Origin of the sequence: Delftia sp. DS1230 (assembly GCF_040112715.1) — a bacterium.
GTDB lineage: Bacteria > Pseudomonadota > Gammaproteobacteria > Burkholderiales > Burkholderiaceae_C > Comamonas > Comamonas tsuruhatensis.
Genome location: NZ_CP157763.1, coordinates 1,296,394 through 1,316,608, shown reverse-complemented (window position 1 = coordinate 1,316,608; position 20,215 = coordinate 1,296,394). Strand labels below are relative to the sequence as shown.

Sequence of the window (20,215 nt, the reverse complement as noted above, 5' to 3'; positions counted from 1 at the left end):
AGAGGGCTTGAAACCCGTCGGTGTTCTCAGTACCAGCGCAGGCGCACCACCAGTTGCAGCAGGATCAGCGCGATCACAAAGCCTATGCCCGCGCTGACGATGGCCTGAAGCAGGCGGTTGGTGAGCTTTTGCTGCTGCAGCAGTTCCTTGAGCAGTTCGTCGTGCTCGCCGGAGTTGCGCGTGAGCCGGCGATGGATCAGGCGCGGCAGCTCGGGAATGAGCTTGGCGTAGCGCGGCGCCTCGGCCTGCAGCTCGCGCCACAGCCGCTGCGGGCCCATCTGGTCCAGCATCCATTTTTCGAGGAAGGGCTTGGCGGTACTCCACAGGTCCAGATTGGGGTCCAGCTGGCGGCCCAGGCCTTCGATGTTGAGCAGCGTCTTTTGCAGCAGCACCAGCTGCGGCTGGATCTCGACATGGAAGCGGCGCGAGGTCTGGAACAGGCGCATCAGCACCATGCCCAGCGAGATCTCTGCCAACGGACGGTCGAAATACGGCTCGCACACCGCGCGGATGGCGGCTTCCAGCTCGTCCACGCGCGTGCTCGGCGGCACCCAGCCGCTTTCGATGTGCAGCTCGGCAACGCGCTTGTAGTCCCGACGGAAGAACGCCGTGAAGTTCTGCGCCAGGTATTCCTTGTCGTACTCGGTCAGCGTGCCGACGATGCCGAAGTCCAGCGAGATATAGCGCCCGAAGGTCTCGGGTTCCAGGCTGACCATGATGTTGCCCGGGTGCATGTCGGCGTGAAAGAAACCGTCGCGGAACACCTGGGTGAAGAAGATGGTCACGCCGTCGCGTGCGAGCTTGGGGATGTCGACCCCGGCCTCGCGCAGGCGCTCGACCTGGCTGATGGGCACGCCCTTCATGCGCTGCATGACCATCACGTCGTTGCGGCAGAAATCCCAGTACACCTCGGGGATCAGCACCAGGTCCAGGCCTTCCATGTTGCGGCGCAGCTGCGCGGCGTTGGAGGCTTCGCGGATCAGGTCCAGCTCGTCGTGCAGGTAGTTGTCGAATTCGGCCACGACCTGGCGGGGCTTGAGGCGCTTGCCGTCGGCCGACAGCCGCTCGACCCAGCGCGCCATCATGTGCATGAGCGCCAGGTCCTTGTCGATCACGGCCTTCATGCCCGGGCGCAGCACCTTGACGGCCACATCGCGCTGCACGCCGTTGCGGTCGCTGATCACGGCAAAGTGCACCTGCGCGATGGAGGCACTGGCCACCGGCTCGCGCTCGAAGCTCACGAAGATCTGGTCCAGCTTCTTGCGGAAGGCACGCTCTATGGTGTCCACCGCAATCTGCGAATCGAAGGGCGGCACGCGGTCCTGCAACCGGGCCAGCTCCTCGGCCACGTCGGGCGGCATCAGGTCGCTGCGCGTGGACAGCACCTGACCGAACTTCACGAAGATGGGGCCCAGCTCCTCCAGCGCCTCGCGCAGGCGCTGGCCGCGCGGCTTGTCCAGCCGGCGGCCCAGGGTGAGCACCGCGCGTGCGCGGCGCATCCAGGGATGCTCGAAGCTCGACAGCACCAGCTCGTCGAGTCCGTAGCGGAACACCACCCAGAGGATGGTCAGCCCGCGAAGAAACCGGCTCATGGCTTGTCGTTCTCGAAACCGGGCAGGGACACCACGGGGGAACCAACGGGCGCGCTGGCGGGCGCTGCCGAACGTGCGGCTTCAGGGGCGGGGGCATCGGCATCGGGCTTGCCGGCCATGCGGGCGCCCACGAACTGGCGCAGTGCCTGGGCAGCGCTGCGGGCCACCTTGGCCACGGTGTGCGCGGGCGCATCGCCGATGATGCGGGCGAGGTCTTCCTCCACATCCCATTCGACGTGGTCCACCAGCCAGTTGATGTCGGCGGCCAGTTGCACGTCGCCTTCGATGCGGATGGAGGGCTTGTCGCCGCGCAGGGCCACCTGGGCCAGGGCCAGTGCGGAGGTCTCGGTCACTTCGAGCAGCAGATCGGGCTGCGCGTCTTCAGGCGCCACGTTGAACAGGCCGGCCGGCGTGATCTGCAGGGCCATGGAGTAGCCGCGCCACTGCACGCGCGCCACGCGGCCCTTTTGCCGCACCAGGCGCTCGGTGGCCTCCTTTTCCTGCATCAGCACATGGTTGAGGAACAGCACGATGCGCTGATGCACCTCGCTGACCAGCCATTGCGGCGGTTGCGGGCCGGCCATCACGCGTTCCATGAGGCCGTTCAGGAAAGAAAAAGGGGACTGTGTTGCCATAGTCCCCGATTATTCCCGAAGTGAGAGGAATTACTGCAATGCCTGGACTCCGGCGACCAGCCATCCGCTGCTGCCGCTCTTGGGCTTGGTCATGTTCCAGACTTCGCGGAAGGGCGTGGGACCTGCCGAGGCGTCTTCGCGGATCATGCCCGAGAATTCCACGCTGGCCATGTAGTCATTGCCCAGGTCCTCGATGCCCAGCAGTTGGGCGTCGATCATGACCACGTCGGTCTGGTTGGGCTGGCCGGGACGCTGGGCCTCGCGTTCGCTGAGCTGGCCACGGATCTCGGTCAGCATCTCGTCGGTCATCATGGCGCGCAGCGACGCGATGTCGGAGCGGTCCCAGGCCGATTGCAGCGTGACGAAGTTGCGCTTGGCAGCGGTGAGGAAGCCCTCGGTATCGAAGCCTTCAGGCACACCCCAGTTCTGCGAGCCTGCCAGGGCCGAGCCGATCTGCACGCCGGAGCCCGAGCCTGCAGCCAGGGCGGCCGGCTGATGGTTCTGCTCCCAGGGACGGGCCGATGCGTCGTTGCCGACCTTCTCGGGGTTGTACTGGCGTGCCAGCGGTGCGCTGTCCACGTTGCCACCGATATTGCCGGCACCGGCAGGCGCTGCGTTCTGGAAGGCAAAGGGGCTGGACGATGCCTGCTGCGCTCCAGCCGCTGCACGGCGCGAACGCATGACCATGCCCACCACCACCATGATGACCAGGGCCAGCAGGCCGATCAGCAGGAACTGGCCGAAGGCGGCGCCCAGGCCCAGCGAGCTCGCCAGCCAGGCCAGGCCCAGGCCAGCGGCCAGGCCGCCAAGCATGGCGCCCCAGGGCTTCTTGGCGGGAGCAGCTGCCGGTGCAGTGGCCGGCTTGCCTGCAGCGTTCTGTGTGGCGGCGTTCTGCGGCGGCGTGTTCTGTGTCGGCGCGCGCGCGGCTTCACGCTGCGTCACGTTGCTCGACTGCTTGCCCACCGATCCGCCACCGCCCATGCGCTTGGCGTCGGCCGTGCCGTGGACCACCACCAGCATTGCGACCAAGACCATAGACCATAGCTTTTTCATGTCATCTCCTCGAATAATCGTGTTGCCGTCACCTCACCGAGCACCTCACGCGCTCAGCACTTGATTCCCACATGCAGCGCGGCAATGCCGCCCGTCATGTTGTGATAGTCCACATGGCCGAAGCCGCATTCCTGCATCAGGCGCTTGAGATCTTCCTGGCCGGGGTGCATGCGGATGGACTCGGCCAGATAGCGGTAGCTGGCGTCATCGCCCGCCACGAGCTTGCCCATGGCCGGAAGAATCTTGAAGGAGTACCAGTCGTAGGCTTTCTCCAGGGGCTTGGCCACCTTGGAGAATTCCAGCACCAGCAGCTTGCCGCCGGGGCGCAGGACGCGGTTCATTTCCTTGAGCGCCGCATCCTTGTGCGTCATGTTGCGCAGGCCGAAGGCCACGCTGACCAGATCGAAATGGTTGTCCGGAAACGGCAGGGCCTCGGCATCGCAGACCATGGTGGGCAGGATCACGCCCTTGTTGATCAGCCGGTCCCGGCCCACGCGCAGCATGGCTTCGTTGATGTCGGTGTGCACCACCTGGCCGGTGGAGCCGACCTTCTTGGCGAAGGCCAGGGCCAGGTCGCCCGTGCCGCCCGCGATGTCCAGCGCCTTGTCGCCTTCCTTGAGGTTGGCCACCATCACCGTATAGGCCTTCCAGGCACGGTGCAGACCACCCGACATCAGGTCGTTCATGACGTCGTAGCGCGAAGCGACCGAGTCGAACACGCCGCGCACGCGGCTGGCCTTCTCGCGCTCGTCCACCGACTGGAATCCGAAATGTGTGGTGCTCATAACAACGATGCTAAGCAAGCAGTAGTAATGCGTACAGCGACAACCCCGTGTGGCCACGGGCTTTGCCGGGCAAGGGTTATCAAGAACAAACAGCCTGAAACGCCTTCAAACAAAGACTTTCAAGCTATTTTTAATATAGCACCACCCCCAATAACCCTGTGCTGTGCAAAGGTCCTGAATGTGGCGCTGCGGGAACGGCGCGGCAGATGCCGCGCCCCGGCCCCTGCGTGCGTACTGCGTCAGTGGCTGCCGCAGCCGTGCCCGCCGCCGCCGGCCTTGCCGGGCATGGGGGTGTCGCGGTCCATGCCGGATTCCTGCAGGCGGTCCAGGTACTGCGCCCAGAACTCGTCCTGGCGGCGGCCCAGTTCGTAGAGGTATTCCCAGGTGTACAGGCCGCTTTCATGCCCGTCGCTGAAGAAAGGCTTGATGGCGTAGTTGCCCACGGGCTCAATGGCCGTGATGGCCACGTCGCGCTTGCCGGTCTGCAGCACTTCCTGGCCCGGGCCATGGCCTTGCACCTCGGCCGAGGGGGAGTACACGCGCAGCAGCTCGAAGGGAATGCGAAAGCTTGCGCCGTCGGAATAGGCCACTTCCAGCACGCGCGATGCGCCGTGCACGGTCAGGGCTTCGGGAGTTGGGGTGTCAGGGGTCAGGCCGGCCATGCGGTGCTCCTCATTCAGTGGCGGGGTGCTGCTGCCAGGCATCGAGTGCCTGCGACAGCGCCGTGTCAATGGCTGGCAAGCGCGCTGCCACCTCGGCCTCGCGCTCGCCATTGCGCGGGCGCTGGGCAGCAGCCCAGACCGAGCCCGGAAAATGGCTGTCCCATTCGAAGCGCGCAACCACATGCCAGTGCAGGTGCGGCACCATGTTGCCCAGCGCCGCCAGGTTGATCTTGGCCGGAGCAAGGCGCTCGCGCAAGACGCGCTCGACCACGACCACGGCATCCATGCAGTGCTGGCGGTCGGCGGCATCCAGGTCGGAGAACTCGGCCACATGCGCATTCCAGACCACGCGGTAGAAGGCCGGGAAGCCCTCTTCCTGGGCGCGGATCACTCGCAGGCGCCGGCCGCGCCAGACGGGCACGCCGCCTTCTGTGGCGCACAGGGGGCAGGAAGCGGAAGCAGCCATCAGACCAAAACCCGTTCGATGCCGCCGGCGTTGGCGCGCTGAACATATTCGGCCATCCAGTTCTCGCCCAGGATTTGGCGCGCCATCTCGACCACGATGTAGTCGGCCTCCAGCAGGCCGTTGTTCATGTCGCCGCCGTAGCGCGACAGGCCCTGCAGGCAGCTGGGGCAGCTGGTGAGGATCTTCACGTTGTCCTTCTCGGCCAGGGCGCCGCTGGCGCGCAGCGCGGCCTCGCCCTTTTTGAGTTCCTCTTCCTTGCGGAAGCGGATCTGCGTGGAGATGTCGGGGCGCGTGACGCCCAGCGTGCCCGATTCGCCGCAGCAGCGCTCGCTCTTGATCACGCCGTCGCCGACCAGGGCCTTGACGGTCTTCATGGGGTCCTGCAGCTTCATGGGCGAGTGGCAGGGGTCGTGGTAGAGGTAGCCCTCCTTGCCCTGCAGCGTCACGCCCTTTTCCAGCAGGTACTCGTGGATGTCGATGATGCGGCTGCCCGGGAAAATCTTGCCGAACTCGTAGCCCTGCAATTGGTCGTAGCAGGTGCCGCAGCTGACCACCACGGTCTTGATGTCCAGGTAGTTGAGCGTGGTGGCGACGCGGTGGAAGAGCACGCGGTTGTCCGTGATCATCTTCTCGGCCTTGTCGAACTGGCCGCTGCCGCGCTGGGGATAGCCGCAGCACAGGTAGCCGGGTGGCAGCACGGTCTGCACGCCGGCATGCCAGAGCATGGCCTGGGTGGCCAGGCCCACCTGGCTGAACAGGCGCTCGGAGCCGCAGCCGGGGAAGTAGAACACCGCCTCGGTGTCCGCGTTCGTGGTCTGCGGGCTGCGGATGATGGGCACGTAGTCCTTGTCCTCGATGTCCAGCAGGGCACGCGCCGTCTTGTTGGGCAGGCCGCCCGGCAGCTTCTTGTTGACGAAGTGGATCACCTGCTCCTTGAGCGGCGCGCGCCCCACCGAGGCCGGCGGATGCTGGGTCTGCTTCCTGGCCAGGCTGTGGAGCACGTCGGAGGCCAGGCGCTGGGCCTTGAAGCCCACGCCGACCATGGCCGAACGCATGAACTTGATGGTGTCCGGATTGGTGGCGTTGAGCATGGCCATGGCCAGCTTGTTGCCGGGCCGGAAGCTCTTCTTGTCCATCTTGCGCAGCAGATTGCGCATGTTCATGGTCACGTCGCCGAAGTCGATCTTCACCGGGCAGGGGTTGAAGCACTTGTGGCAGACCGTGCAGTGGTCCGACACGTCCTCGAACTCCTGCCAGTGGCGCAGCGACACGCCGCGGCGCGTCTGCTCCTCGTACAGAAAGGCTTCGACCAGCAGCGAGGTCGCCAGGATCTTGTTGCGCGGGCTGTACAGCAGGTTGGCGCGCGGCACATGGGTGGCGCACACGGGCTTGCACTTGCCGCAGCGCAGGCAGTCCTTGACCGAGTCGGCAATGGCGCCGATGTCGCTTTGCTGCATGATCAGCGACTCGTGCCCCATCAGGCCGAAGCTGGGCGTGTAGGCGTTGGTCAGGTCGGCGAACATCAGCGATTCGCGCGGCGAGCGGCCATCATGGCTCTGGCCCACCACGGCCTGCAGCTTCTCGTTGCGGATCAGCTTGCCCTTGTTGAAGCGGCCTTCGGGGTCCACGCGCTGCTTGTAGGCGGCAAAGGGCGCCAGTTCGTCGTCGCTGAGGAATTCCAGCTTGGTGATGCCGATGCCGTGCTCGCCCGAGATCACGCCGTCCAGATGGCGGGCCAGCACCATGATGCGCGCCACGGCCTCATGGGCGGTCTGCAGCATCTCGTAGTCGTCGCTGTTGACCGGAATGTTGGTGTGCACGTTGCCGTCGCCGGCGTGCATGTGCAGCGCCACCCAGACACGGCCCTTGAGCACGCGCTGGTGAATGGCGTTGACTTCGGCCAGCAGCGGCTGGAAGGCCGCGCCCGCGAAGATCTGGGCCATGGGCGCCTTCAGCTGGGTCTTCCAGCTCGCGCGCAGCGTGTGATCCTGCAGTTGCTGGAAGAGGTTTTCCACGTTGTCCAGCCAGCCCTGCCACAGCGTGCGCACGTCGGCCACCAGGGCCAGGGCCTGCTGCACGCGGTCCTCCAGCAGTTCGGCCGAAGGGATGTCGCCCGCATCGTCCTGCTTGCCCAGGGGCAGGTCGCCGTGCTGGAAGAAGTCCGTCAACGCGTCGCACAGCTTGAGCTTGTTGCGCAGCGACAGCTCGATGTTGATGCGCTCGATGCCGTCCGTGTACTCCCACATGCGGGGCAGCGGGATCACCACGTCTTCGTTGATCTTGAAGGCGTTGGTGTGGCGCGAGATGGCGGCCGTGCGCTTGCGGTCCAGCCAGAATTTCTTGCGCGCCTCGGCGCTGACGGCGGTGAAGCCCTCACCGTTGCGCGAGTTGGCGATGCGCACCACCTCGGCGGCCACGCGGGCCACATCGTCGGCGTTGTCGCCGGCAATGTCGCCCAGCAGCACCATCTTGGGCAGATGGCCGTTGCCCTTCTTGCTCTTGGTGGCGTAGCCCACGGCCTTCAGGTAGCGGTCGTCCAGGTGCTCCAGGCCGGCCAGCAGCACGCCCGAGCGCTTTTGCTCGGCGAACATGAAGTCCTTGATCTCGACGATGCTGGGCACGGCGTCCTTGGCGTTGCCGAAGAACTCCATGCAGACCGTGCGCGTGTGCTCGGGCATGCGGTGCACCACCCAGCGCGCGCTGGTGATCAGGCCGTCGCAGCCTTCCTTCTGGATGCCGGGCAGGCCCGACAGGAACTTGTCGGTCACGTCCTTGCCCAGGCCTTCCTTGCGGAATTTCTGGCCGGGAATGTCCAGCCGCTCGCTGCGGATGGGGGTCTTGCCGTCGGCCTCGAAGTACTGCAGCTCGAAGCTGGCCATCTCGGCGTCATGGATCTTGCCGAGGTTGTGGCCCACGCGCGTGACTTCCAGCCACTGCGCATCGGGCGTGACCATGCGCCAGGACACCAGGTTGTCCAGCGCCGTGCCCCAGAGCACGGCCTTCTTGCCGCCCGCATTCATGGCGACGTTGCCGCCGATGCACGAGGCCTCGGCCGATGTGGGGTCCACGGCGAAGACGAAGCCCGCGCGCTCGGCCGCATCGGCCACGCGCTGCGTGACCACTCCGGCCTCGGTGAAGATGGTGGGCACCTCGTGGTCCACGCCGGGGATGCGGCGCATCTCCACCTCCGTCATGGCCTCGAGCTTTTCGGTGTTGATCACCACGCTGCGCCAGGTCAGCGGGATCGCGCCGCCCGTGTAGCCCGTGCCGCCGCCGCGCGGAATGATGGTCAGGCGCAGCTCGATGCAGGCACGCACCAGGGCGGCCATCTCGGCTTCGGTATCGGGGGTGAGCACGACGAAGGGATACTCGACGCGCCAGTCGGTGGCGTCCGTCACATGGGCCACGCGCGACAGGCCGTCGAACTTGATGTTGTCCTTGGCCGTGTGGCGGCCCAGGCTCTTTTGCACCCGGCGGCGCAGTTGCTCGGCCTCGACGAAGGTGGCGTTGAACTCATGCACGGCGCGGCGCGCCGCATCCACCAGCTGGCCCACCAGCGCATCGCGCACGGGGTCCTGCTGCGGAGCACGGCGCTTGTCGATCTCGCCCAGGCGGTGCTCCAGGGCTTCCACCAGCGCCTTGCGGCGATCGGGGCTGTGCAGCAGGTCGTCCTGCAGGTAGGGATTGCGCTGGACGACCCAGATGTCCCCCAGCACCTCGTAGAGCATGCGGGCGGAGCGGCCCGTGCGCCGCTCCTGGCGCAGCTGGTTGAGCACATCCCACATGGAAGTACCCAGCAGGCGGATCACGATCTCGCGATCGGAAAACGAGGTGTAGTTGTAGGGAATCTCTCGCAGACGTGCAGGTTCGGCTGCCTGTGCCTGCAGGGCCGCCAACGCAATCGGTACATTCATGGGGGTAGACCGTGTCTGGCGCTCTAGGGGCGCCGCTAAGCCAAGTGGGAGCGCAATTTTAAGCGAGCCCCTCGAAGGCCCGCTTCCTACGGGGCTCTGGGCGGCTCGCCGTCTTGCCCTGAGACGCCAGCCCTCGCCAACACCACGGGGCAGACACGCCACGGCGAACCGGCCTTATACAGAAAGAGCACAAACGAGCCAATACGAACAACCCGTGCTTTTGAAACGAAATGGTATTGACCTAAAATAGCGCCGCTTCGCGTGTCATTTTTTGTCACACGACTGACATACGGGACCAGCGGCTCACCGGGTTTGGCCTGTAGTGCGGTAAGAAGCATCCGAAAACAATGACACAGACATGTCATGCCCCTGCCTTACCGTGGCAGCGGTCTGAAACCGTCACCGAACTAGAGGAGTCCTCATGCAACTGAAGCAACTGGCCATGGCGGCCGCGATCGCGGCCACCACCATCTCGGCACAAGCCCAAACCGAAATCCAGTGGTGGCACTCGATGAGCGCGGCCCTGGGCGACTGGGTGAACGACCTGGCCAAGGAGTACAACGCCAGCCAGACCCAGTACAAGATCGTGCCGACCTACAAGGGCCAGTATGACGAGTCCATGACAGCTGCCATCGCCGCGTTCCGCGCCGGCAATGCACCTGACATCCTGCAGGTCTTCGAAGTGGGCACGGCCACCATGATGGCCTCCAAGGGTGCCGTGGTTCCGGTCACCAAGGTCATGAACGACGGCGGCTTCAAGTTCGACCAGGGCGAGTACATCTCCGCCGTGGCCGGCTACTACACCGCCCCCAACGGCCAGATGATGAGCTACCCGCTCAACAGCTCGACCACCATCTTCTACTACAACAAGGACGCCTTCAAGAAGGCGGGCCTGGACGAGAACAAGCCGCCCAAGACCTGGCCCGAAGTGTTCGCCGCCGCTGAAAAGCTCAAGGCCTCGGGCCACCGCTGCGCACTGACCACGAGCTGGATGAGCTGGACCCAGCTGGAGAGCTTCTCGCTGTGGCACAACACCCTGTACGCGACCAAGAACAACGGCTTTGACGGCACCGATGCCAAGCTGGTGTTCAACTCGCCGCTGCACGTCAAGCACTTCGAGAACCTGGCCAAGGCCGCCAAGGACGGCAGCTTCGTCTACAAGGGCCGCGGCAACGTGCCCGACGCCGCCTTCGCTTCCGGCGAGTGCGCGATGATCACGGGCTCCTCCGGCCTGTACGCCCGCGTGGTCAAGGAAGGCAAGTTCGCCTTCGGCCAGTCGCAGCTGCCCTACTACGCCGATGTGAAGGGCGCCCCCCAGAACACGGCCATCGGCGGTGCTTCCCTGTGGGTGATGGCTGGCAAGAGCGCCGAACGCTACAAGGGCGTGGCTGACTTCTTCAACTTCCTGAACAACACCAAGATCCAGGCCGCCAGCCACCAGCGCACCGGCTACCTGCCCGTGACCACCGCTGCGTACAAGCTGACCGAGGCTTCGGGCTTCTACGAAAAGCATCCCGGCACCGACACCGCCGTGACGCAGATGATCCGCAAGACCACCGACAAGTCGCGCGGCATCCGCCTGGGCAACTTCGTTCAGATCCGCACCATCATCGATGAGGAAACCGAACAGATCTGGACCGGCAAGAAGACTCCCCAGCAGGCACTGGACACCGCTGTCACCCGTGGCAACGAGCAACTGGGCCGCTTCGCCCGGGCCAACAAGTAATCCTCCCATGTGATCTGCGGTGTGGCCGCTGCGCAGGCAGCCCGCACCGTGCATCACAGGCCCGCAACCGGCGGCCCCACGGCCATCCGGTTTGCGGGCTGTTTTGTTCTACCGAGTTCCGTCATGGAAAAACGCGTTCTTTTTCGATCCGCCTGGCTGCCGTGGCTGCTGATAGCACCACAGATGGTCATCGTGCTGGTCTTCTTTTTCTGGCCCGCAGGCCAGGCCATCGTGCAGTCTTTCCAGGCGCAGGATACGTTTGGCTTTTCCACCGAATGGGTGGGCTTCGCCAACTTCCAGCATCTGCTGGATGACCCTGCCTACCTGGCCTCGTTCAAGACCACGGCCATCTTTTCCCTGCTGGTGGCGGTGTTCGGCATCGCGCTGTCGCTGATGCTGGCCATTTTTGCGGACCGCGTGATCAAGGGTGCGCTCGCCTACAAGACCGCCTTGCTGCTGCCCTATGCGGTGGCGCCCGCCGTGGCAGGCGTGCTGTGGGTGTTCATGTTCTCGCCGTCCATCGGCGTCGTGGCCTATGCGCTGCGCATGATCGGCTATGACTGGAACCACCTGCTGAACTCCGGCAACGCCATGACGCTGATCGTAATCGCCGCGATCTGGAAGCAGATCTCCTACAACTTCCTGTTCTTCCTTGCGGGCCTGCAGTCCATCCCCAAGTCGCTGATCGAGGCCGCCGCCATCGACGGCGCGGGCCCCATGCGCCGCTTCTGGGACATCCAGTTCCCGCTGCTGTCGCCCACCACCTTCTTCCTGCTGGTGATGAACGTGGTCTATGCCTTCTTCGACACCTTCGGCATCGTGGACGCCACGACCCAGGGCGGTCCGGGCCAGGACACCTCCATCCTGGTCTACAAGGTCTATCACGATGGCTTCAAGGCCATGGACATGAGCGGCTCGGCTGCCCAATCCGTCGTGCTGATGGTGATCGTGGTTGCACTCACCGTGATCCAGTTCCGCTATGTTGAGAAGAAAGTGCAGTACTGATCATGGTTGAACGCAGTCCTCTTCTGACCTTTTTCTCGCACCTGATCATGGTGCTGGGCGTGTTGATCGTCGGCTTTCCGCTGTACCTGGCCTTCGTGGCCTCCACGCACACGCCGCAGGACATCATCCAGGTGCCCATGCCCCTGGTGCCCGGCAGCAACTTCTGGGAAACCTACAAGGCCGCGCTGTTCGGCGGCTCGGGCCCTGGCTCCAGCGCGCCCGTGGCACGCATGATGTGGATCAGCTTCGTCTCGGCCATGGTGATCACCGTGGGCAAGATCGCGATCTCGCTGCTGTCGGCCTTCGCACTGGTGTACTTCCGCTTCCCGTTCAAGAAGATCTGCTTCTGGCTGATCTTCGTGACCCTGATGCTGCCCGTGGAAGTGCGCATCGGCCCCACCTACGAAGTCGTCTCCACGCTGGGCATGCTCAACAGCTACGCCGGCCTGACGATTCCGCTGATCGCCTCGGCCACGGCCACCTTCCTGTTCCGCCAGTTCTTCCTGACGGTGCCGGACGAGCTGGTGGAGGCCGCCCGCATCGATGGCGCCGGCCCCATGCGCTTCTTCAAGGATGTGCTGGTGCCGCTGTCCAAGACCTCGATCGCGGCGCTGTTCGTGATCCAGTTCATCTACGGCTGGAACCAGTACCTGTGGCCGCTGCTCGTGACCACCTCGGAAGACATGTACCCCGTGGTCATCGGCATCAAGCGCATGGTGGCCAGCGGCGATACCGGCAACGACTGGAACGTGGTGATGGCGACGGCCCTGCTGGCCATGCTGCCGCCCGCTGCCGTGGTGATCCTGATGCAGCGCTGGTTCGTCAAGGGCCTGGTGGACACCGAAAAGTAAGCCGTCCACCGCCCCCACCCACCGTATAGAACCCCGCAGAGCAAGCGCCAGCGCCCTTCGCTCTGCGACTCAACCAGAATCTTCGTATGGCATCCATTTCCTTTCGCAACCTGATCAAGCGCTACGGCCACGGCCCGTCGGCCAACCAGGTACTGCACGGCGTCAACGCCGAAATCCAGGACGGCGAGTTCGTCGTCATCGTCGGCCCTTCGGGCTGCGGCAAGTCCACCCTGCTGCGCATGGTGGCGGGCCTGGAAGAGATCTCCGACGGCCAGCTGCTGATCGGCGACAAGGTCGTCAACGACGTGGAACCGGCCAAGCGCGACATCGCCATGGTGTTCCAGAACTATGCGCTGTACCCGCATATGTCGAACTACGAGAACATGGCCTACGGCCTGAAGATCGCCAAGGTGCCGCCCGAGGAGATCAAGCGCCGCGTGGACAAGGCCGCCAAGATCCTGGAGCTGTCGCACCTGCTGGACCGCAAGCCGCGCCAGCTGTCGGGTGGCCAGCGCCAGCGCGTGGCCATGGGCCGCGCCATCGTGCGCCAGCCCAAGGTCTTCCTGTTCGACGAACCGCTGTCCAACCTGGACGCCAAGCTGCGCGGCCAGACCCGCATCGAGATCCAGAAGCTGCACGCCGAGCTGGGCATCACCAGCCTGTTCGTGACCCACGACCAGGTCGAGGCCATGACCCTGGCCCAGCGCATGATCGTCATGAACGGCGGCGTGATGGAGCAGTTCGGCACGCCCGAAGAGGTCTACCACACGCCTGCCTCCACCTTCGTGGCCAGCTTCATCGGCTCGCCCCCGATGAACCTGCTCAAGAACGCGCCCGGCGGCACGGCCGGCCGCATCCTGGGCATCCGCCCCGAGCACCTGGTCGTCGTCAACGAAGGCGGCTGGGAAATCAAGGTGGACACCGTGGAAATGCTGGGCGCCGAGCGCCTGGTCTATGGTTCGCTCAATGGCGAGACGATGACGGTACGCATCGACGAAGGCGCGCCCTTCCCCAAGTCCGGCGAGACCATGCGCGTGCGTCCTTCCGAAGAGCGTCGCCTGCACTGGTTCGACGCAGAAAGCGGCAAGCGGATCTGATCCCCTGAAGGCCGGCTCTCCGACCTTTTCCAAGAGAGCCCCAGAGGCTCTCTTTTTCCATCCAAGCTCCCTTCTTTTGACGGACTCGCCATGACCGAGAACCTGAAATCCTGGCCCTACCCCCTGTGGGTGGCCCACCGTGGCGCCGGCAAGCTGGCGCCCGAAAACACCATGGCCGCTTTCCGCCTGGGCGCCGCGCACGGCTATCGCATGTTCGAGTGCGATGCCAAGCTGTCTGCCGACGGCGTGCTGTTCCTGATGCACGACGCCACGCTGGAGCGCACCACCAACGGCCACGGCACGGGTGGCGACCTGTCCATGGGCGAGATCGCCCAGCTCGACGCCGGCAGCTGGCATTCGCGCGCCTACGCGGGCGAGGCCCTGCCCACGCTGGAAGCCCTGGCGCGCTGGTGCCTGGCCAACCACTTTTTCCTGAACGTGGAGATCAAGCCCACGCCCGGCCAGGAAGAGGCCACGGGCCGCGCCACGGGCGAGCTGATGAACCGCATCTGGCCCCAGGACCGGGTCCCGCCGCTGTTCACCTCGTTCAAGACCGATGCCCTCAAGGGCGCACGCGACACGGCGCCCCACATTCCGCGCGGCCTGCTGGTGGACAGGCTGGCAGACGCCACGGGCGACGCCGACCTGCGCACCGCGCTGGAATTGGGCTGCGCAGCCATGGTGCTCAACCACGAGCTGTGGGATGCAGCCCTGGTCGCCAAGGTGCATGGCGCGGGCCTGCGCTGCAGCAGCTACACGGTCAACGACGAATGGGCCGCACAGCGCCTGATCGACCTGGGCACGGACGGCGTCATCACCGACCGTGTCGATATGTTCAGTCCCGCATCGCGCTGAGACGGCTGCCGGCTGGCGGGGCAGGACCTTTGGAAACAACCGCTGCAGCGGCCCGCCGCACAATGTGCGTCCATGACACCGCCCTGCAGCCCTCTTCCGCAGCGCCCCACGTGGGCACAGGCCCTTCGCCCATGCCTGGCCATCTGGCTGATGGCTCTGGCGATGCTGCTCCTGTCTGCACCCGGCCCGGCCCTGGCCCAGGACGGCGCCACAGCCGCGGGCGCGACCGCAGAAGACGGCCGGCCCGCCCTGCCCAGCGTAGACGATCTGCGCAAGCAGCTGGACGCCATTCCCCGCAAGCTGGCCGAGGACGATGACGGCCGCAAGCTGCTGGACGAGGCTGCAGCCATTGGCACGGCAGCCGACCAGGTGGCGGCCCGCCGCACCGAGGAACTGGCCGATATCGATTCGCGCCTGGCCGGCCTGGGACCAGCACCCGAAAAAGGCGCCCCCGCCGATGCGCCCGATGTGGCCGAGCAGCGCGCCAGCCTGGCCAAGCAACGCAGTGCCGTGGATTCCGAACTCAAACTCGCGCGGCTGGTGTCGGTCGATGCCGACCAGCGCGGCAACGAGCTGATACGCCAGCGCCGCGAGCAATTCCAGGCCGCGCTGACGGCCCGCACCGATTCACCGCTGGGCCGCCCCTTCTGGCGCAATCTGAGCACCGCCGCGCCCCTGGACGCGGCGCGCCTGCAGGGGCTGGGGCGCGAGCTGCGCCAATCGGTGAGCTCTACCTTGGCCTCCGATCGCCGGGGCGGCTTTATCGCCAGCCTGGCCGCTGCCTTGCTGATCGCCCTGCTCGGCCCCTGGCTGGCCGAGCGCCTGCTGGTGCGCGCCGCGCCCGCACGCCTGCCCAGCGGCCGCCTGCGCCGCTCGCTGCGCGCGGCAGCCACGGTGGTGATCAACACGCTGCTGATCGGCCTGGCGGCGCAGTTGGCCTGGAGCGTGCTCAAGGCCAGCGATGGCTTCGGCGAGTCGCTGGACGCGCTGGCCAAGGCCAGCGTGCAGGTCACGCTGTTCGGCGCCTTCGTGGTGTCGCTGGGCCAGACCCTGCTGTCGCGCAAGCGCAGCTCATGGCGCCTGCCCGGCGTGTCGGACGAGCTGGCCGAGCGGCTCAGCCCCTACCCCTGGTGGATTGCGGCAGGTGCCGCGATCAACGGCCTGGTGACCGAGGTCAACGCCATCATCGGCGCCAGCCTGGCCGCCGAGGTCACGGTGCACGCCCTGTCGGCCCTGCTGATTTCGGCCGTGGTCATGCTGGCCCTGCGGCATCTGCGCGCGCCGGCGCCAGTAGCGCAGGAAGACGGCGCCCAGGCGGAGCCCGCGCCGCCCCGGCCCTTGTGGGTGGGACTGCTCGTGGCCTGCGCGGCGGTGGCCAGCATTGCCACCATTGCACTGGCCGTGACCGGCTATGTGGCGCTGGCCGGCACGCTGGCACGCCAGATGGTGTGGACCGGCGTGGTCTTTGCCACCACCTACCTGCTGTTCCAGCTCGGCGACGATCTGTGCGAGGCCCTTCTGTCGTCCAAGGGCAGCTTCGGCACCCGGCTGAACCAGGGCCTGGGCATTGAGGGCCGGCTGCTGGACCAGGCCTCGGTCCTGGTCTCGGGACTGTTGCGCGTGGCCCTGCTGTTCTACATGGTGATCGCCCTGCTGGCCCCGCTGGGCACGGGGCCGGACGAGGTGTTTCGCCGCGGCAGCACGGTGAACCACAGTCTCAAGGTGGGCGACTTCACCATGGCGCCGCAGGCCCTGTTCACCGCATTCGCCGTGATCGTCACCGGCCTGATCGTGATCCGCGTGATCAAGCGCTGGCTGACGGACCGCTACTTCCCCAACACCTCGCTGGAGCCTGGCATGCGCAGCTCCATCACCACGCTGCTGGGCTATGTGGGCGGCATCTTCGTGGTGGCCGTGGCGCTGGCGGGGCTGGGCATCAGCGTGGAGCGCATCGCCTGGGTGGCCAGTGCGCTGTCGGTGGGCATTGGTTTCGGCCTGCAGGCCATCGTGCAGAACTTCATCTCGGGCCTGATCCTGCTGGCCGAGCGGCCCGTCAAGGTGGGCGACTGGGTGGTGCTGGGCGATACCGAGGGCGACGTGCGCCGCGTCAACGTGCGCGCGACCGAGATCCAGCTTGGCGACCGCTCCACCGTCATCGTGCCCAACTCGGAATTCATCACCAAGACCGTGCGCAACATGACGCTGGCCGGCGCGCCCGGGCGGGTGCTGCTGCGCCTTCCCGCACCGCTGGACACCGATGCCGAGCGCATGCGCACACTGATCCTGGAAGCCTTTCGCGCGCATGAAGGCATTCTGGACACGCCCGAGCCCCTGGTGCAGCTCGAAGGCATCGCCAACGGCACGCTGACCTTCCTGGCCATCGGCTACGTCGGCAATCCGCGCAATGCGGGTGGCGTGCGCAGCGATGTGCTGTTCAGCATCCTGGCCTCGCTCAAGGGCGCAGGCCTGTACCTGTCGCCACCGGCCACCACCTCGGTGGCGGCACCCGTGGTGACAGGTACGCCGGGCACGCCGACCATGCCCGGTGATCCGGCCAGCCCGGCCTAGCCGCGCCTTGCCATTTCCGATCGCACATGCGCCGCGACCACGGCCATCAGCTCACGCAGATGGCCGCGCAGCGGCTCGAATCCCGCATTGGGCTCGCGCGTGTCCTCGTCCATGTAGACCGGGCGGCGGATCTCGATCTGCAGGCTGTGCCGGCCCAGGTGCGGCTGGCCTATGCGCCCGATCAGCTCCACGCCCTTGTAGGGCTCGTTGTAGGCCACGCTATAGCCAAAGCCCGCCAGCGTCTCGCCCACCAGCTGGATGAACTCGGGCGCGCAGGTCGTGCCGTCGCGGTCGCCCAGCACGAAGTCGGCCAGCGGCGGCGCGTCGGTACGGCCCAGGCGCTTGTAGACATCGTTGGGCATGGAGTGCAGGTTCAGGTGCCAGACACCGCCAAAGCGCTGCACGCTGTCATCGATGGCCTGCGCCAGCGCCGCATGGTAGGGACGCCAGTAGCGCGCGATGCGGTGCTCCACCTCGGCCACCGTGCGCGGACGGTCATACAGCGGCGTTGCCACGCCGTCGCGGCTGATGCGCTGCCAGATCAGGCCCAGGCCCTGGCGCGTCTTGACGCTGGGCGCCAGGGGCACGGGCCACTGGCCGTCGATCTGGGCCGGGTCCAGGTCGGCCTCGCTGCGGTTGGGGTCGATGTAGGTGCGCGGAAAGGTGGCCTCGATCAGCGTCGCGCCATGCGCGGGCCACTGGTCCCAGAGCGCGGCCACATGCGTGTCCTCGCCACGGCGCAGCAGGGACATGGGCACGGCGTGGCCGAAATCCTCGGGATAGGAGGTGCCGCTGTGCGGCGAGTCGCAGACGATGGGCAGCGCCTCGCCCATTGCGGGATGCACCACGACCGGGGTGTCCGGCCGGGGGCGCAGGAAATCCGACTGTGCCATGCGGTCCATCAGTCGAGCTTGATGTTGGCGCGCTTGGCCACGGCCGTGTAGCGCTCGATGGCGGCCTTGATTTGCTTGGCGAATTCCTCGGGCGTGTTGCCCATGGATTCGCCCGAGATGGATTTTTGCTTTTCCAGGTAGTCAGGCATGGCCATGGCCTTGTGCGCGGCGGCATTGAGCTTGTCGATGATGGGGCGCGGCGTGCCGGCCGGCGCAACCAGGCCGAACCAGCCGCCATCGCCCATCTGCGCAAAGCCCAGCTCGGTGTACGTGGGCACGTCGGGCAGCACATCGGCGCGCTTGAAGGCCAGCACCGCCAGAGGTCGCAGCTTGCCGTCCTTGATGTGGGGCAGCGTGGAGGGCAGGTTGTCCGTCATGGCATTGACCTGGCCGCCCAGCGCATCGGTGATGGCCTGGCCCGCGCCCTTGTAGGGGATGTGCAGCAGGTCGATGCCCGCCAGGTTCATGAAGTTCTCGATATTGGCGTGGCCCAGCGAACCCGTGCCCGGCGAGGCAAAGCTGTACTTGCCCGGATTGGCCTTGGCCAGGGCGATGAACTCCTTCATGGTCTTGGCGGGCACGCTGGCGTTGACCACGAATACGCTGGGCACCGACATCACATTGGTGATGGGCGCGAAGTCCTTGATCGGGTCATAGGGCAGCTTGCGGAAGATCGCCGGGTTGGAGCCGTGCGTGCTCACCGTGGCCATGCCGATGGTGTAGCCGTCCGGCGCGGCACGCGCGATTTCGGAAGCGCCGATGGAGCCGCCGGCCCCGCCGCGGTTGTCCACCACCACGGACTTGCCGAGGATCACGCTCATCTTCTCGGCCAGCAGGCGCGCCACCATGTCGGTGGAGCCACCGGCTCCGAACGGCACGACCAGGCGGATCGGACGGCTGGGATAGTCGGCCGCCGGGCCCTGGGCCCAGGCGGCGGGAGCCAGAAGAGCGGTGGCGGCGCAGGCGGCCAGGCTGGACAACAGGGTGCGGCGCATTGCCATGGGATGTTTCCTATCTTGGTTGGGGGTGGCGGCAAAGCACGGGCTCTGCGGGACAGGCGCTGATTCTGGACAGCCGCCGCATCCGCGAAAAGAGACAAGACGGCAAGCAACCATGACCAACCGTCATAATTGCGCCCGTCATGCGCATGCACTCCCCCTCGCTTTCCGAGCTGCACGCCTTCGCGGCGGCCGCGCGCCTGGGCAGCTATTCGCTGGCGGCCCGGGAGCTGTATGTCACCCAGGGCGGCATCAGCCGCGCCATCGCCCGGCTGGAAGAGCACTTGGGCTTTGCCCTCTTCGAGCGCCAGGGCCGGCGCAGCGTGCTGACCGAAGCCGGCCGCGAATACCTGCAGGCCGTGGAGCCCGCCGTACACGCCATCGAATCGGCATCCGCGGCCGCACGCAGGCGCCACTTCGGCCCGCAACTGCGGCTGTCGGTGGTGCCCACGCTGTTCAGCCATTGGCTGATTCCGCGCCTGCCGCACTTCAACGCCCTGCATCCGGGCATCGCCCTGTCGTTCGCGCCCTATCGGCGCGACGATCCGCTGTCGGCCGCCGAGATAGACGGCTGGCTGCGCGTGGGCAGCGAGCCCTGGCCCGCCCATGTGGTGGCCGACTATGTGGTGGGCCGCGATCTGGTGCCCATCTGCCATCCGAGAGAACTGCAGGGCCCGCGGCCCATCCGCAGCCCCCGGGACGTGCTAGCACGCCCGCTGCTGTTCCACACCAACTATCCGGGCAACTGGGCCCGCTGGATGTCCCATCTGAACCTGCCCGGACCCTGCCCCGCACCGGCAGCCGATTTCGAGCTGGTGGCCCTGCTGGTACAGGCCGTGGCCGCCGGCATGGGCGTGGCCCTGGTGCAGCGCTGCCTGGTCGAGGAAGACCTGGCCGCCGGCCGCGTGGCCCTTGCCTTGCCTGCGCCCGTCCACATCGAACGCGGCTACTTTCTGTGCCGTCCCGCCACGCGGGCACCTTCCGAAGCCTTTGCGCAGTTCCGCGAATGGCTGCTGGAGCAGGCCGCGCCGTGCGCCGTGCCTCCAGCCGCAGTCTCAGGCCCCTGATCGCCAGGAGAAACGCCCTCTTCCGTTGATCTGCATCAATCTTTGCTG

At 66.2% G+C, this 20,215-nt stretch carries 16 protein-coding genes; 7 read left to right on the top strand and 9 right to left on the bottom strand.

Going from position 1 to position 20,215, the window contains the following annotated elements; translation table 11 throughout:
• Nucleotides 1-26: 26 nt before the first annotated feature.
• From ubiB to AAN986_RS05890, 7 genes are all read right to left on the bottom strand, one after another.
• Entirely contained in the window at nucleotides 27-1,592 is a 1,566-nt protein-coding gene (gene ubiB / locus AAN986_RS05920) for a ubiquinone biosynthesis regulatory protein kinase UbiB (RefSeq protein ID WP_016445674.1), read from the bottom strand.
• Entirely contained in the window at nucleotides 1,589-2,227 is a 639-nt protein-coding gene (locus AAN986_RS05915) for a hypothetical protein (RefSeq protein ID WP_026062830.1), read from the bottom strand. Before AAN986_RS05915 ends, ubiB begins: the two co-directional genes overlap by 4 nt.
• Nucleotides 2,228-2,257: 30 nt before the next feature.
• Nucleotides 2,258-3,280: a TIM44-like domain-containing protein gene (locus tag AAN986_RS05910; RefSeq protein ID WP_016445672.1), complete on the bottom strand. Its 1,023-nt coding sequence runs from the start codon at nucleotides 3,278-3,280 to the stop codon at nucleotides 2,258-2,260.
• A gap of 53 nt (nucleotides 3,281-3,333) precedes the next feature.
• On the bottom strand, nucleotides 3,334-4,065 hold the full coding sequence (gene ubiE / locus AAN986_RS05905) for a bifunctional demethylmenaquinone methyltransferase/2-methoxy-6-polyprenyl-1,4-benzoquinol methylase UbiE (protein WP_012207259.1): 732 nt from the start codon (nucleotides 4,063-4,065) through the stop codon (nucleotides 3,334-3,336).
• A 239-nt stretch (nucleotides 4,066-4,304) separates the two neighbouring features.
• Nucleotides 4,305-4,727 (bottom strand): DUF971 domain-containing protein, encoded by a 423-nt coding sequence (locus AAN986_RS05900; protein ID WP_047217082.1) that lies wholly within the window; start codon nucleotides 4,725-4,727, stop codon nucleotides 4,305-4,307.
• Between the two features lie 10 nt (nucleotides 4,728-4,737).
• On the bottom strand, nucleotides 4,738-5,193 hold the full coding sequence (locus tag AAN986_RS05895) for an HIT family protein (protein WP_047217083.1): 456 nt from the start codon (nucleotides 5,191-5,193) through the stop codon (nucleotides 4,738-4,740).
• Entirely contained in the window at nucleotides 5,193-9,107 is a 3,915-nt protein-coding gene (locus tag AAN986_RS05890) for an FAD/FMN-binding oxidoreductase (protein WP_016445668.1), read from the bottom strand. The genes AAN986_RS05895 and AAN986_RS05890 overlap by 1 nt, the downstream gene beginning before the upstream one ends.
• Before the next feature lie 421 nt (nucleotides 9,108-9,528).
• On the opposite strand from AAN986_RS05890, the gene ugpB reads away from it, so the two are divergent.
• The 6 genes from ugpB to AAN986_RS05860 all read left to right on the top strand — a co-directional run bounded on the left by ugpB (nucleotide 9,529) and on the right by AAN986_RS05860 (nucleotide 17,209).
• On the top strand, nucleotides 9,529-10,833 hold the full coding sequence (ugpB, locus tag AAN986_RS05885) for a sn-glycerol-3-phosphate ABC transporter substrate-binding protein UgpB (RefSeq protein ID WP_012207263.1): 1,305 nt from the start codon (nucleotides 9,529-9,531) through the stop codon (nucleotides 10,831-10,833).
• Nucleotides 10,834-10,956: 123 nt separating this feature from the next.
• Entirely contained in the window at nucleotides 10,957-11,838 is an 882-nt protein-coding gene (gene ugpA, locus AAN986_RS05880) for a sn-glycerol-3-phosphate ABC transporter permease UgpA (protein ID WP_016445667.1), read from the top strand.
• Nucleotides 11,839-11,840: 2 nt separating this feature from the next.
• Complete coding sequence (ugpE, locus tag AAN986_RS05875; protein ID WP_016445666.1) at nucleotides 11,841-12,689, top strand: sn-glycerol-3-phosphate ABC transporter permease UgpE; 849 nt, start codon at nucleotides 11,841-11,843, stop codon at nucleotides 12,687-12,689.
• Nucleotides 12,690-12,775: 86 nt separating this feature from the next.
• On the top strand, nucleotides 12,776-13,786 hold the full coding sequence (ugpC, locus tag AAN986_RS05870; RefSeq protein ID WP_016445665.1) for a sn-glycerol-3-phosphate ABC transporter ATP-binding protein UgpC: 1,011 nt from the start codon (nucleotides 12,776-12,778) through the stop codon (nucleotides 13,784-13,786).
• A 90-nt stretch (nucleotides 13,787-13,876) separates the two neighbouring features.
• On the top strand, nucleotides 13,877-14,641 hold the full coding sequence (ugpQ, locus tag AAN986_RS05865; protein WP_047217084.1) for a glycerophosphodiester phosphodiesterase: 765 nt from the start codon (nucleotides 13,877-13,879) through the stop codon (nucleotides 14,639-14,641).
• A 150-nt stretch (nucleotides 14,642-14,791) separates the two neighbouring features.
• On the top strand, nucleotides 14,792-17,209 hold the full coding sequence (locus AAN986_RS05860) for a DUF3772 domain-containing protein (protein WP_047217085.1): 2,418 nt from the start codon (nucleotides 14,792-14,794) through the stop codon (nucleotides 17,207-17,209).
• On the opposite strand, the gene AAN986_RS05855 is transcribed toward AAN986_RS05860, so the two are convergent.
• Both AAN986_RS05855 and AAN986_RS05850 read right to left on the bottom strand, forming a co-directional pair.
• Nucleotides 17,206-18,111: an N-formylglutamate amidohydrolase gene (locus AAN986_RS05855; RefSeq protein ID WP_047217086.1), complete on the bottom strand. Its 906-nt coding sequence runs from the start codon at nucleotides 18,109-18,111 to the stop codon at nucleotides 17,206-17,208. The genes AAN986_RS05860 and AAN986_RS05855 overlap by 4 nt on opposite strands.
• Nucleotides 18,111-19,103 carry a tripartite tricarboxylate transporter substrate binding protein BugE gene (locus AAN986_RS05850; protein ID WP_016445661.1) on the bottom strand — a complete coding sequence of 331 codons (993 nt, stop codon included), beginning with the start codon at nucleotides 19,101-19,103 and terminating at the stop codon, nucleotides 18,111-18,113. The genes AAN986_RS05855 and AAN986_RS05850 overlap by 1 nt, the downstream gene beginning before the upstream one ends.
• A 140-nt stretch (nucleotides 19,104-19,243) precedes the next feature.
• Between AAN986_RS05850 and AAN986_RS05845 the strand changes: the two genes are divergently transcribed.
• A complete protein-coding gene (locus tag AAN986_RS05845; protein ID WP_047217087.1) occupies nucleotides 19,244-20,167 on the top strand; it encodes a LysR substrate-binding domain-containing protein in 924 nt (307 codons plus the stop codon).
• The last annotated feature ends 48 nt before the right edge of the window (nucleotides 20,168-20,215 follow it).

Coding starts and splice junctions, on each gene's coding strand:
- ubiE (WP_012207259.1), bottom strand. CDS start 4,065: ATGAGCACCACACATTTCGGATTCCAGTCGGTGGACGAGCGCGAGAAG.
- AAN986_RS05855 (WP_047217086.1), bottom strand. CDS start 18,111: ATGGACCGCATGGCACAGTCGGATTTCCTGCGCCCCCGGCCGGACACC.
- AAN986_RS05900 (WP_047217082.1), bottom strand. CDS start 4,727: ATGGCCGGCCTGACCCCTGACACCCCAACTCCCGAAGCCCTGACCGTG.
- AAN986_RS05910 (WP_016445672.1), bottom strand. CDS start 3,280: ATGAAAAAGCTATGGTCTATGGTCTTGGTCGCAATGCTGGTGGTGGTC.
- ugpQ (WP_047217084.1), top strand. CDS start 13,877: ATGACCGAGAACCTGAAATCCTGGCCCTACCCCCTGTGGGTGGCCCAC.
- ugpE (WP_016445666.1), top strand. CDS start 11,841: ATGGTTGAACGCAGTCCTCTTCTGACCTTTTTCTCGCACCTGATCATG.
- AAN986_RS05915 (WP_026062830.1), bottom strand. CDS start 2,227: ATGGCAACACAGTCCCCTTTTTCTTTCCTGAACGGCCTCATGGAACGC.
- AAN986_RS05890 (WP_016445668.1), bottom strand. CDS start 9,107: ATGAATGTACCGATTGCGTTGGCGGCCCTGCAGGCACAGGCAGCCGAA.
- ugpB (WP_012207263.1), top strand. CDS start 9,529: ATGCAACTGAAGCAACTGGCCATGGCGGCCGCGATCGCGGCCACCACC.
- ugpC (WP_016445665.1), top strand. CDS start 12,776: ATGGCATCCATTTCCTTTCGCAACCTGATCAAGCGCTACGGCCACGGC.
- AAN986_RS05895 (WP_047217083.1), bottom strand. CDS start 5,193: ATGGCTGCTTCCGCTTCCTGCCCCCTGTGCGCCACAGAAGGCGGCGTG.
- AAN986_RS05850 (WP_016445661.1), bottom strand. CDS start 19,103: ATGGCAATGCGCCGCACCCTGTTGTCCAGCCTGGCCGCCTGCGCCGCC.
- AAN986_RS05860 (WP_047217085.1), top strand. CDS start 14,792: ATGGCTCTGGCGATGCTGCTCCTGTCTGCACCCGGCCCGGCCCTGGCC.
- AAN986_RS05845 (WP_047217087.1), top strand. CDS start 19,244: ATGCGCATGCACTCCCCCTCGCTTTCCGAGCTGCACGCCTTCGCGGCG.
- ubiB (WP_016445674.1), bottom strand. CDS start 1,592: ATGAGCCGGTTTCTTCGCGGGCTGACCATCCTCTGGGTGGTGTTCCGC.
- ugpA (WP_016445667.1), top strand. CDS start 10,957: ATGGAAAAACGCGTTCTTTTTCGATCCGCCTGGCTGCCGTGGCTGCTG.